Annotated in this window: 11 protein-coding genes and 1 pseudogene; 7 read left to right on the top strand and 5 right to left on the bottom strand. The window is 63.0% G+C overall.

Annotation, left to right across the window (positions count from 1 at the left end; all coding sequences use genetic code 11):
• Window positions 1–356: 356 nt before the first annotated feature.
• From Q7T64_RS04550 to Q7T64_RS04535, 4 genes are all read left to right on the top strand, one after another.
• Window positions 357–2,489: a hydantoinase/oxoprolinase family protein gene (locus Q7T64_RS04550; protein WP_304791890.1), complete on the top strand. Its 2,133-nt coding sequence runs from the start codon at window positions 357–359 to the stop codon at window positions 2,487–2,489.
• On the top strand, window positions 2,486–4,216 hold the full coding sequence (locus tag Q7T64_RS04545) for a hydantoinase B/oxoprolinase family protein (protein WP_304791888.1): 1,731 nt from the start codon (window positions 2,486–2,488) through the stop codon (window positions 4,214–4,216). The genes Q7T64_RS04550 and Q7T64_RS04545 overlap by 4 nt, the downstream gene beginning before the upstream one ends.
• Window positions 4,217–4,522: 306 nt before the next feature.
• Window positions 4,523–5,071, top strand: coding sequence for a type IV toxin-antitoxin system AbiEi family antitoxin (abiEi, locus tag Q7T64_RS04540; protein ID WP_304791885.1), 549 nt, complete (start codon window positions 4,523–4,525; stop codon window positions 5,069–5,071).
• Complete coding sequence (locus Q7T64_RS04535; protein ID WP_304791882.1) at window positions 5,068–6,012, top strand: nucleotidyl transferase AbiEii/AbiGii toxin family protein; 945 nt, start codon at window positions 5,068–5,070, stop codon at window positions 6,010–6,012. Before abiEi ends, Q7T64_RS04535 begins: the two co-directional genes overlap by 4 nt.
• 62 nt (window positions 6,013–6,074) lie before the next feature.
• On the opposite strand, the gene Q7T64_RS04530 is transcribed toward Q7T64_RS04535, so the two are convergent.
• The 3 genes from Q7T64_RS04530 to Q7T64_RS04520 form a co-directional block, all read right to left on the bottom strand.
• Window positions 6,075–7,517 carry a sensor histidine kinase gene (locus Q7T64_RS04530; RefSeq protein ID WP_304791878.1) on the bottom strand — a complete coding sequence of 481 codons (1,443 nt, stop codon included), beginning with the start codon at window positions 7,515–7,517 and terminating at the stop codon, window positions 6,075–6,077.
• On the bottom strand, window positions 7,514–8,173 hold the full coding sequence (locus tag Q7T64_RS04525) for a response regulator transcription factor (protein ID WP_304791875.1): 660 nt from the start codon (window positions 8,171–8,173) through the stop codon (window positions 7,514–7,516). The genes Q7T64_RS04530 and Q7T64_RS04525 overlap by 4 nt, the downstream gene beginning before the upstream one ends.
• 76 nt (window positions 8,174–8,249) lie before the next feature.
• Window positions 8,250–8,594, bottom strand: a complete 345-nt coding sequence (locus Q7T64_RS04520) for a PepSY domain-containing protein (RefSeq protein WP_304791872.1) — start codon at window positions 8,592–8,594, stop codon at window positions 8,250–8,252.
• A 145-nt stretch (window positions 8,595–8,739) separates the two neighbouring features.
• Between Q7T64_RS04520 and Q7T64_RS04515 the strand changes: the two genes are divergently transcribed.
• The 3 genes from Q7T64_RS04515 to Q7T64_RS04505 are packed head-to-tail and all read left to right on the top strand — an operon-like array spanning window position 8,740 to window position 10,496.
• Window positions 8,740–9,162 carry a DUF1924 domain-containing protein gene (locus Q7T64_RS04515; protein ID WP_304791868.1) on the top strand — a complete coding sequence of 141 codons (423 nt, stop codon included), beginning with the start codon at window positions 8,740–8,742 and terminating at the stop codon, window positions 9,160–9,162.
• 25 nt (window positions 9,163–9,187) lie between these two features.
• Window positions 9,188–9,709 carry a diheme cytochrome c gene (locus tag Q7T64_RS04510; RefSeq protein ID WP_304791866.1) on the top strand — a complete coding sequence of 174 codons (522 nt, stop codon included), beginning with the start codon at window positions 9,188–9,190 and terminating at the stop codon, window positions 9,707–9,709.
• Between the two features lie 16 nt (window positions 9,710–9,725).
• Window positions 9,726–10,496: a cytochrome b/b6 domain-containing protein gene (locus Q7T64_RS04505; protein WP_304791863.1), complete on the top strand. Its 771-nt coding sequence runs from the start codon at window positions 9,726–9,728 to the stop codon at window positions 10,494–10,496.
• A 25-nt stretch (window positions 10,497–10,521) separates the two neighbouring features.
• On the opposite strand, the gene Q7T64_RS04500 is transcribed toward Q7T64_RS04505, so the two are convergent.
• On the bottom strand, window positions 10,522–11,115 hold the full coding sequence (locus tag Q7T64_RS04500) for a DUF3501 family protein (protein ID WP_304791859.1): 594 nt from the start codon (window positions 11,113–11,115) through the stop codon (window positions 10,522–10,524).
• A 109-nt stretch (window positions 11,116–11,224) separates the two neighbouring features.
• Window positions 11,225–11,454, bottom strand: a pseudogene (locus Q7T64_RS04495) (Fe-S oxidoreductase); the annotation flags it as partial.

Raw genomic sequence — 11,454 nt, 5'->3', positions numbered from 1 at the left:
CGACACGGCACGCGTATTTGTCGCGCTGGTGCTGCTGGGCGTGCTGGGCACGATCCTGTTCAATGCCATCGAGATACTTGAGAAGTTACTGGTACCGTGGCATGTGTCGCAGCGAAGCGGCCACGACGATGGTCCGGTGGTCGCGCACATCTGAGCGCCTGGTTCAAGTGGAGATGATCGGGGGAGCGCCTGCTCCCCCGATCACATTCCTGAATCGATGCGTTCTGCCGTGCAGCCACGATTTCCCGCTGCTCCTGGCAGTGTGCCGTAGCGCTGCAATCCCGTCACGGGCTGCCTGAACACCGATTTGCATCGTCGCGCCGGTTTATCCTCCAGCTTCCATTCGAAAAGCACAAATGACATCATCATCATTGGATTCGTCCGCAACGACAGCGGGAGTTCGCGTCGGTTGCGACATTGGCGGCACCTTCACCGACATCGTGCTCGCCCTGCCGGACGGCCGGCTATTCATCAACAAGACGTCCTCCACGCCCAACAACCTTGGCCGCGCGATCATCGACGGCTTGCAGGTACTGATCCGGCAAGCCGGCATCGCGCCGCAAGACATTACCGAGATCGTGCATGGCACGACCACGGCGTCCAATACCATCCTGCAAAAGGTTGGCGCCAACACCGGCTTGCTGACCACCGAGGGATTTCGCGATGTGCTGGAAATCGCCCGTATCCGTACGCCCACCATGTTCGACCTCGGCTGGAGCAAGCCGCAGCCGCTGGCGCCGCGCCGCCATCGCCGCGGCATCCGCGAACGCATGGATGCGCAAGGCCGGGTAGTGACGCCGCTGGACGAGCAGGAAGTGCTGCGGGTAGTGGGCGAGCTGGTCGCCGATGGCGTCGAGGCGCTGGCGATCTGTTTTCTCAACAGCTACATCAACCCGGCGCACGAGCTGCAGGCGCAGCGCTGCATTTCCGCCGCATTTCCGCGACTGGCGCTCTCCGTATCCTGCGAAGTGCTGCCGGAGATCAAGGAATACGAACGCACCAGCACCACGGTCGTCAACGCCTACATCCTGCCGGCAATGCAAAGCTACCTGAGCCAGCTCAAGCGCGACCTGGCCGCGATTGGCGTGAAGGCGTCCTTGCAGGTGATGGCGTCCAATGGCGGCATGATGGGCGTGTCCATCGCCAGCGACAAGCCGGTCTATGCCGTGGCGTCCGGACCTGCCGGCGGGGTCGCAGGCGCGGCCCAGCTCGGTCGGGTCAGCGGCGAGCCGAACCTGATCGTGTTCGACATGGGCGGCACCACCGCCAAGGCGTCCATCATCATGGACGGCCAGCCATCGCTGACCAACGAATATGAATTCCGCGACGGCATCAGTTCGCCGAGCCGCTTTGTCAAAGGCGGCGGCTATGTGCTGAAGGTGCCGGCGATCGATATTGCCGAAGTCGGCGCTGGCGGCGGTTCGCTGGCCTGGATCGACTCTGGCGGCCTGTTGTGCGTTGGCCCCGGCTCGGCCGGCGCCGATCCCGGACCTGCATGCTACGGTCTGGGCAACCTGCATCCGACCGTTACCGACGCCAACATGGTGCTGGGCATGCTCAATCCGGTGGCGCTGGCCGGCGGCTCCTTGCCGGTATCACCGCAAAAGTCGCGCGATGCAATCGAGCAGCACGTGGCCAAACCGCTCGGGCTGGACCTGGTCGCCGCAGCGCACGGCATCCGCGACGTCGCCAACCTGAACATGGCGCGCGCCATCCGCGCCGTTACTGTCGAGCGCGGACGCGATCCGCGCGACATGACGATGATCGCCTTTGGCGGCGGCGGTCCGCTGCATGCGGTGGATGTGGCCAAGCTGCTGGGCATCCGGCGCATCATTGCGCCAGCGATGGCCGGCGTATTCTGCTCGGCCGGCATGCTGTCTGCCGATGCCGAACATAATTTCCTCAAAGCCGTGCTCAAGCCCTTGGCGCAATGCCGGGTGCCTGATCTGGCCGATATCCTGGCGTCCCTGCGCAGCAAGGGCTTGCAGGTACTGGCCACCGAAGGTTATGGCGAAGAGACGGTGGACATCATCGTCAAGGCCGACCTGCGCTATGTTGGCCAAAGTTCGGAGTTGACCGTCGGCTTGCCGGCCGGCCCGCTGGGCGAGGACACCATCCCTCACTTGCATGCGGCATTCCAGCGCCTGTATTCAGAGACCTTCGGCTACGCTAATGAGGAACCGCTGGAGCTGGTCAACCTGCGCATCAGTGCGCGCGGGCTGAGCACGCAGCGGCTGGATTTCGGCAATATCAAGGTCGACGCCAGCGCGCTCGAAGGCGGCGTCGGGTCACGCGAAGTATTTTTCACGCGCGGCCAGCCTGCCCGTGAAACCCGACTGGTCGCCCGCAGCCAGATGAGCGCCACGCCAATGCAGGGACCAATGGTGATCGAGTCGTATGACACCACCATCATCGTCCCGCCGGACGCCCGCGCCTGGGCCGACGCCATCGGCAACGTCATTATCGAAATCCAGGAGCGCAGCGCATGAGCAAGAAAATCGATCCGATCACGTTTGCCGTGATCAAGAATGCGATGGACGCCGTCGTCGACGAAATGGCGTACACCGTGATCCGCACCGCGCGCTCCGAAATCGTCAAGGACGTGATGGATTACTCCGCCGCCATCTGCGACCGTCACGGGCAAATGGTGGCCCAGGCCAAGACCATCGCCCTGCACCTTGGCGCGATTCCGGAAGCCATGACCTCGGTGCTGGCGCGATACGGCGACGACCTGCATCCCGGCGACGCGATCGTGCTGAACGACCCGTATGAAGGCGGCATGCACTTGCCCGACATTTTCATGTTCGTGCCGTTTTTCCAGGGCGGCGAACTCGAAGGGTTCTGTGTCGTCATTTGCCACCATACCGACGTTGGCGGACGGGTGCCCGGCTCGAACGCCAGCGACTCGACCGAAATCTACCAGGAAGGCTTGCGCATTCCGGTGCTCAAGCTGTACGAGGGCGGCAAGATCAACCAGACGCTGGAACGCATCATTGGCATCAACGTGCGCCTGCCGGACCGCGTACTGGGCGACCTGAAGGCGCAATACGCCGCCGCGCAGGTGGGCTTGCGCGAACTGGGGCAACTGTTCCGGCTGCATGGCTCCGACACCATGCGCGTGTACCTGGCCGAGCTGCTCGATTATGCCGAGCGCATGACGCGCGAAGAAATCCGCAAGTGGCCCAAAGGCACGTTTCGCTTCACCGATTACATCGACGACGATGGCCTGTCCGACGCGCCGATCCCGATCCAGGTCGCCGTCACGGTGCATGAAGACCATGTCAGCGTCGATTACACCGGCTCCTCGCCGCAGGTGCGCGCCGCCATCAATTCCACCTTGTCATACACCAATTCCTGCACCTACCTGAGCGTGCGCTGCGCACTCAAGGGCGATGTGCCCAACAATGCCGGCGTGTTCCGCTGCGTTGAAGTCTACGCGCCGGAAGGCTCGGTTCTCAACCCGCGCATCCCCAGTGCGGTGGCAGCGCGCGCATTGACCGGATATCGCGTCTTCGACGCCATGCTGGGCGCCTTGGCGCAGATCGTACCCGACCGCATACCTGCAGCAGGCGAGGGCGGCAATACGGTGGTCTGCCTGTCCGGCCAGCGCGAAGGCGGCGCGCCTTACATCATCGTCGACATGATCTGCGGCGCCTGGGGCGCACGGCCAAACATGGATGGCGTCGAAGCCATTACCAACGCCTCTCAGAACCTGTCGAATACGCCGGTGGAAACGCTGGAGCTGCAACATCCGGTGCGGGTCGAATCCTATGAACTGGTGGCCGACAGTTGCGGCGCCGGCCGCTATCGCGGCGGACTCGGCATCCAGCGCTCGTACCGGGCGCTGGCCGATGATGCGCTATTGCAGTTGCGGGCCGATCGCTTGAAATTCGCCCCCTACGGACTCGACGGCGGCATGCCGGCGGCCGTCGGCCGGAATTTGCTGGAGCGCGACGGCCAGACCACGAGCCTGCCCGGCAAGACCGCAATGCGGCTCAAAGTCGGCGACCTGGTCACCCATGTACAGGCCGGTGGCGGCGGATTCGGCAATCCGCTGGAACGCGATCCGGCCAAGGTCGGCAGCGACGTGTGGAACCAGATCATTTCGGCTTCCTACGCGCATGAAAAGCATGGTGTGGTCGTGGACGGCGCGTCCGGACAGGTCGACATGGATGCGACCCGCTTGTTGCGCAAGCAGCGGATGGCGGCTGGCTAGCCGGCAAGAAAGCGAGCATCGCCGTCGTGCCGGCGGTGCTTGCCAGCATGCAATGAACCGAAATCGGGTGGGGGCTGCGGTCCCCATTTTTTTCGCCCGGCGTCCGGGGTGGATGATGGGGCCGGTGATTGCCGCGCCAGTATCTGGGACACCGCGCCTGTATTGCTGTGCTCGCCGATTAAGTCATTAAAAAACCTACATAAAAATAGGGTTTAATACTACTTGTAGACATTTTCTTGTCTGTCGCGCTACTATGGTGGATAGAAACCCTATTTTTTATTGGGGTAGAAATGCACCATCAACGCCATGAAAAAGATTGACCTCATCCATAGCTTGGCCGATCTCGACCGCAAGGGCGTGTATGTCCTTGCGCGGCGCGACATCGAAAAGATGTTTCCTGATGAAAAAGACAAGGCGATGGAAAAGTCCTTGCAACGGATGGTGGCTGATCGTCTGCTGGTGCGCGCCGCGCGCGGCGTGTATGTCAATCCGGCCGCCAGTTCAAGGAACAGCAGGGTGGTCGAGGACGTCGCAAAAGTGTTGCGCCCGGGCGCTTTTTCCTATGTCAGCCTGGAGTCCCTGCTATCTGAATATGGCGTCATTTCGCAGATCCCGGTCAGCCGCATCACGGTCATGACCACCGGCGCCAAGGGCACCTATAAGACGCCGTACGGCACCATCGAATTTACCCATACCAAACGGCGCCCGGCCGAGATCATCCAGCGGACCGTGTATGTGAAGGGGCGACCGCTGCGCATTGCAACCAAGCAGGCGGCCGTGGCGGACCTGATGCGGGTAGGGCGCAACACCGGCATGCTTGATCAGGACGAACTGGATAATCTGGAGGACGAATGATGGACCAGGTCGATTTCAATCAATTGGTCGAGCTGGCCATGCGGGAGTCGCGCTTGGCGGCAATGCGGCCGGTGGTCGAAAAGGAAATCCTGCATTACGACATTTTCCAGGCACTGGATAGTGCCGGTTTGCTGAAGGACCTGGTGTTCCAGGGCGGCACCTCGCTGCGCCTGTGCCGCGGCGCCGACCGTTTCTCCGAAGACCTCGATTTTGCTGGCGGTACCGACTTCACGGCGGCCAGCATGCATCGGATCAAGGAGTGCATCGAAGCGCATCTTGGCAAACGCTATTACCTGAAAATTTCGGTCAAGGAGCCGACGGGTGAAAGCGGGGACATTGAAAACATCAAAGTCGACAAGTGGGTAATCAGCGTCGAGACCAGCCCCGGCCGCCCCGACATTCCGCGGCAAAGGATCAAACTCGAAATCGCCAACATTCCGGCCTACACACGCGAGTTGGTGCCGCTGGTGCTCAACTACGACTTCCTGGCCGGTATGCCGGAGGTACTGGTGGTGACTGAATCGATATCCGAGGTCCTGGCTGACAAGGTCGTCGCGTTTCCGACCTCGCTGGCAGACATGAGCGGGGCCGCGGTCGCAAGCGGCTCGCGCAAGATCCGTCATCGCGATATCTGGGATCTGGCGTGGCTCACCAGAAAGCGTGCCGTGCTGATGCCCGAACTGGTGATCAAGAAGGTCGCCGACTATCGCATCGACAACTACGCTGCCTTGCTTGACAACGCGATCGTCGCCCTGCCATCGGTAGTTCACGATCCCGCCTTCATGGGGCAGATGCAGCGTTTCATCGACCAGGACACGCTGGCAAAAACACTGGCGCGAAGCGACTATCTTGATTATCTGGCGACGACGGTGGGCGGCTTGCTATCCGACATGCGGGACTATCTCAAGCAGGCCAATGCAGGGCGCCGTACCGCGCCGTGATCCGCTAAAACCCTTGCACAACTAACGGATGTGCAAGCCCAGGCAGTCTGCTGGCCCCGGCTTCATTGACCCCGCCAGATCGCCGGCAACACGATGATCGCCTCCAATCCCTGGTCGGCCTTGCGCAAGCTCAGGCTGCCGCCGTACAGGCTGGCCAGTTCCTTGGTAATCGCCAGGCCCAGGCCGGTACCCGGGACCGATTCGTCCAGCCGCACGCCCCTGCCTTGCACCGCATCGTATTGCGCATCGTCGATGCCGGGGCCATCATCCTGAACGGTCAGGCTTAACAGCGGTGGCTGTGCGCCTGCCACCAGCGAGGCGCAAACCTGCACGCTGGATTGCGCCCACTTGCAGGCGTTGTCCAGCAGATTGCCCAGCATTTCATGCAGGTCCTGCTCCTCGCCGGCGAAATACAGCGGCGATTCCGGCAGTCGCGTCTGGATGCGGATATCCGCATGCATGCGCGCCATGACCCGCACCAGGCCTGCGACCACGTTTGCCACATCGGTGCGTTGTCCGGGCAGGCGTTGCGTGGCCGAGGCGCGCGCGCGGGCCAGGTGCCAGTCGACATGGCGGCGTGCCGCGAGTACCTGTTCCTGCACCAGCCGCGGCAGCGCACCGCCATTGCTTGCGGGTTCGGCGGCTGCTGCATTCTCAAGCACCGTCAAGGGCGTTTTCAGCGCATGGGCCAGGTTGCCGGCCTGGGTGCGCGAGCGTTCGACCACTTCGCGGTTCTGGTCCAGCACCCGGTTGAAGTCGTCAACCAGCGGCTGCACCTCGGACGGGAACCTTCCCTGCAGGCGGGGGGTGCGGGCCGACTGCAGGTCCCGGAGGCTGCGTTGCAGCGCGTTCAGGGGCCGCAGGCCGACGCTGACCTGTGCCCAGGCCGCCAGCGCCAGCAAGACCAGCAACACCAGCAGGGATGCCGCCAGCACCGCCGAGAATCGCCGAACCGCCTCGCTGGTCTGCTGCATGTCGGCCGCCACGATCAGTCGCCAGCTGACGTCGGCGCCGTCTGGCGCGCGCACGCTGCGCTCTAGCGTGAGCAGCTTGCTGTTCATCGGCCCCGTCGTTTCATGCACATGCACTGCGGCGCCGGCCAGCGCGTCGCTGTTCAGTTGCAGGCTGGTGTCCCATAGCGATCGCGAGCGCAGCACGCCCTTGCGACGGCTGCCATCCGCAGAGAGTTGATCGAGCTGCCAGTAAAGGCCGGAGTAAGGCCGCTGCCAGCGCGGGTCGTACAGCGATTGGGTGTCAATTACCGGTTCGCCAGTGGCGCTGAAATCGAGTTGCGCCGTCAGCTGGTCGAGCTGCTGCGTCAGGCCCGCCCTGAACTGCTGCAGCACATGATCCCGGAACAAGCTGCCCAGTGCAAAGCCGGCCAGCACCAGGGCCACGGCCAGGCCGGCGATCGTGGCGGCCAGCAGCCGCACCCGCAGGGAGCGAAACAACGGTTGCCGGCTGCCGGCCCCGGCTTGCGCGGCTGGCGCTTGCCGGCTCGTCATGCGCACTGCAGCCGGTAGCCCTGTCCGCGCACGGTTTCGATCAGGTCGGGCCGGAGTTTCTTGCGCAGGCGAGCGACGAATACCTCGATGGTATTGGAGTCGCGGTCAAAGTCCTGGGCATAAATGTGTTCTGTCAGTTCGCTGCGGGAAACAACCTGGCCCGGGCGATGCATCAGGTAATCCAGCACCTTGTATTCATGGCTGGTCAGCGTCACCGGCTGGCCGTCGATCGTGACCCGGGCGCTGCGGGTATCCAGGGCGAGGGTGCCGGATCGCAGCACCGGCGAAGCCAGGCCGCTGGAGCGGCGAATCAGCGCGCGCAGCCGCGCCAGCAATTCTTCCATATGAAAAGGCTTGGTCAGGTAATCGTCGGCGCCGGCGTCGATGCCTGCCACCTTTTCGTGCCAGTTGTCGCGGGCAGTGAGGATCAGCACCGGCATCACGCGGCCGGCCTCGCGCCAGCGCTTCAGGACGGTCAGGCCGTCCAGCACGGGAAGGCCGAGGTCGAGGATGACCGCGTCGAAGTTTTCCGTGTCCCCCGCAAAATGCGCATCCCGGCCGTTGTCGGCCTCGTCTACGGCATAACCCGCCTCCTGCAGGCTGGTGCGCAGTTGCATTCGCAATGCCGGTTCATCCTCGACCAGTAAAACTCTCATGGGTGCCCTGTGGTGCGTCGTATCGGGTATTGCAGCGGGTCCGGCAGTCCGGTCCGGCGCACTGGCTTGCTGAGGCTTAGCGCGCCTTGCGCTTCGACACCGCGCCCGTCGCGGCGTCCAGCTTGAATTTGACCAGATGGCCATCTGCCTGCAAGGACTTGACCTCGTAGATCCATCGTCCTTCCTCCTGTTCGAGTTCGACTTCAAGTACCTGGCCGGGATGTTCGCGCTCCAACCGCTGCAGAACCGTCGGCAATGGCAGGATCTGCCCGGACTGCAGCGCAGCGCGCGCGCGCTCATGGTCGTGCCGGCCACTGGCCGTTGCCGCCTGCGTGGCCAGGCTGCAAGCCAGGCAGGCCAGCATGGCCAGTCGCCGCCACGGCCGGGGTTGCGGAACGATCATTACGCTCAAGTCAGGCATGGGTCTCATTGCGCCATTGTCCGGCCGCGCTGCTGAACGGCAGATGAACAGTTGCTTCAGGACTGATTCAAGTCGCCAGGACAAGAATGCAGGCATTGAAACGATCATAACGGCATTGGGCCGCGATCACCAATTTGCCTGGGCCATGACTACTTTTCGAAACGCACTGATCAACCTGAGCTTGCTGGCCGGCGCCATCGGCGGCATCGGGCTGCCGCTTGCAGCACAGGCAGCCGACACCACACCCGCCGCGCAGTTGCAACGCTTCGGGGCCGAGGCTGGCGCACCCGGCAATGCACCGAAGGGACAGGCGTTCTTCAACGCCAGGCACGGTGGCGAGTGGTCCTGCTCATCCTGTCATGGCGCGCAACCCGGGCAGGAGGGCAAGCACGCCAGCACCGGCAAGAAGATCGCCCCGCTGGCGCCCGGCTCCAACCCGCGGGCGTTCACGGATTCCGCGAAGGTGGACAAGTGGTTCCGCAGGAATTGCAAGGATGTGCTGAGCCGCGAATGCAGCGCCACTGAAAAAGCCGATGTACTGGCCTATCTGATCAGTATCGGCGCATGACGACATCGAAGACCAGGAGCAAGCCATGAAAAACAAGCGCAAGCGATTGCCCGGCCTGGCCATGACGGCTGTCATGGCCCTGGCGCTGATTACGGATGCCAGCGCCGACAATATCCGCGGCTTCCCCGGCAAGGTGCCCGCCGCCTATGGCCAGGAGTGTGCCGCCTGCCATACCGCGTATCCGCCCGGCATGCTGCCAGCACGTTCCTGGCAACGCATCATGAATGGACTGGAAAAGCATTACGGCACCGATGCCTCGCTGGACGCAGCATCCGTGCAGCAGTTGAGCGCGTGGTTGCAGGCCCACGCCGGCACCGTCAAGAGGGCAGCGAATGTGGAACCGCCCGACGACCGCATCACCAGGTCGGTCTGGTTCGAGCGCAAGCACCGCAAGATCGATCCTGCCGTGTGGAAACTTGCAGCAGTCAAAAGTGCCGGCAATTGCATCGCTTGTCATACCCGTGCCGACCGCGCTGACTACGGCGACGCCACGCGCCGTGTGCCGGCCGGCATGGACGCCCGCCTGCTGCGCGGCTGGGACGATTGATCAAAGGAGAAACAACATGAACGCCGAACAAACCTGTATCACTACGCTGCCCTTGGCTGGCGAACTTCGCCACGTCGGCGCCAGCAAGGCCAGTACTCCCGGCCGTCTGCTTACCGATGCGCCCACGCGCATGTTCCACTGGTTATTTGCATTCAGTTTCCTCGGCGCTTACCTGAGCGCAGACGGGGAGCAATTCAGGCTGCTGCACGTCACGCTGGGCTACACCATGGCCGGCTTGCTGGCATTCCGGCTGCTGTATGGCCTGTTCGGTCCGCGCCAGGCCAGCGTGGGCGCCTTGTGGCGCAAGCTTTCCAATGCACCGTACTGGTTGCAGTCGGTGGTGCGCAGCAAATCGCTGGCCGGCATCAATTGGCGCCAGGGGCAGAACCTGCTGATGGCGTTGGCGGTGATCGTCCTGCTGGCGATGCTGGTTCCATTGACGCTGACCGGATACGGCACTTACAACGGCTGGGGCGATTTCCTTGGCGGCGACTGGCTGGAGGAGCTGCACGAGTTTTTCGGTGAAGCCTACCTGTTTGTGGTGCTGGCGCACCTGGTACTGATTGCTGGCATCAGCGTGCTGCGCCGCCAGAACCAGGCATTGCCGATGCTGACCGGACGGTCCGCGACGGGAACACCCGGCCCGGTCAAGAAAAACCGCACATGGCTGGCAATCCTGTTGCTACTGACGGTGCTGTCCTATTGGGGATGGGAGTGGCAACAGCCGCGCGACGCGCTGGCAGAGGGCAGGGCGCCGGTCAGCAGGCAGCTGAACAATCACGATTGACACGATGCGGCCCCTTTGCCCCGGCTCAGGCCTTCAGGTCGCCTGCCAGGCTGGCCAGCGTTTCCGGCGTGAAGTCCTGGTGCGCCGGATATTGCGTATGGTCGCAACCGATCTTGACTGATGCGCCGGCCAGCACGGCAGCGCGCATCGCCGGTGTCAGCTCAAAACGGACAAAGTGAACCGCCGAGGTTTTTTCGTCCGTCTCCCGGTCCAGGTCCTCGTCGGCGATGGCATACACGCGCGCGTAACCTTCGACTTCGACAAACATGCGGTCTTCGATGCCGATCAGCTTGGCCAGCGCACGCTTGCGCTCGTTGACGTCGGTATATTCGATCAGCATGGTGGCTTTCCAGTTGCTGCCGTCCGGCACCAGCGGCGCATAGGCGCTGATCTCGGCCTCGATGCCTTCCTGCTCGAAGATTTTCTCGATGCGCAGCATTTCCTGTATCTGGTAACGCACCGTCATCTCGCTTTCAAACTGCAAGTGGACGTGCTCGCCCAGCATCACGCTGCGCAGCTTGCGGTGTGCCAGCAGGTCAGGCTTGTGCGCCTTGCGCCACTTGCTGTAAGCCTCCAGCGACATCAGGTTGTCGGGGGTGATATTGCCGGTCAGTTGCATGTCAGTTTTTCCTTGTGTTCTATACGACGTCCTGGGCGTTGGGCAGCACCGGCCCGGGCTGTCGCCGGGGCCGGTCCCGATGCCGCCGTGCGACGCCTTCAGTAGAGTGTTATTCCAGCCCGTAGGCCTTGCGCACCAGGGTCAGCGGATGGTTCAGCTCCGGCGCGCCCAGGCCATTGACTTCAAAGCCCTGGGCGATGTGGTGGCCGCCGAGAGGGCAGTCCGAGCTGATGTAGTCCGGCTTGCTGCCGTCCTTCATCGTGGCCATGGCCTAGAACACCGGCTTGCCGATCTTCAGGGCTTGCTGGTGCGAGGCTTTCTTGACGCCAAAGGTACCCG

It is taken from the genome of Lacisediminimonas sp. (genome assembly GCF_030645335.1).
Taxonomy (GTDB): Bacteria; Pseudomonadota; Gammaproteobacteria; order Burkholderiales; family Burkholderiaceae_D; genus Lacisediminimonas.
The sequence above is the reverse complement of the archived record's forward strand: the minus strand, read 5'-3'. Positions and strand labels throughout refer to the sequence as shown.

Coding starts and splice junctions, on each gene's coding strand:
- Q7T64_RS04550 (WP_304791890.1), top strand. CDS start 357: ATGACATCATCATCATTGGATTCGTCCGCAACGACAGCGGGAGTTCGC.
- Q7T64_RS04545 (WP_304791888.1), top strand. CDS start 2,486: ATGAGCAAGAAAATCGATCCGATCACGTTTGCCGTGATCAAGAATGCG.
- abiEi (WP_304791885.1), top strand. CDS start 4,523: ATGAAAAAGATTGACCTCATCCATAGCTTGGCCGATCTCGACCGCAAG.
- Q7T64_RS04535 (WP_304791882.1), top strand. CDS start 5,068: ATGATGGACCAGGTCGATTTCAATCAATTGGTCGAGCTGGCCATGCGG.
- Q7T64_RS04530 (WP_304791878.1), bottom strand. CDS start 7,517: ATGACGAGCCGGCAAGCGCCAGCCGCGCAAGCCGGGGCCGGCAGCCGG.
- Q7T64_RS04525 (WP_304791875.1), bottom strand. CDS start 8,173: ATGAGAGTTTTACTGGTCGAGGATGAACCGGCATTGCGAATGCAACTG.
- Q7T64_RS04520 (WP_304791872.1), bottom strand. CDS start 8,594: ATGCCTGACTTGAGCGTAATGATCGTTCCGCAACCCCGGCCGTGGCGG.
- Q7T64_RS04515 (WP_304791868.1), top strand. CDS start 8,740: ATGACTACTTTTCGAAACGCACTGATCAACCTGAGCTTGCTGGCCGGC.
- Q7T64_RS04510 (WP_304791866.1), top strand. CDS start 9,188: ATGAAAAACAAGCGCAAGCGATTGCCCGGCCTGGCCATGACGGCTGTC.
- Q7T64_RS04505 (WP_304791863.1), top strand. CDS start 9,726: ATGAACGCCGAACAAACCTGTATCACTACGCTGCCCTTGGCTGGCGAA.
- Q7T64_RS04500 (WP_304791859.1), bottom strand. CDS start 11,115: ATGCAACTGACCGGCAATATCACCCCCGACAACCTGATGTCGCTGGAG.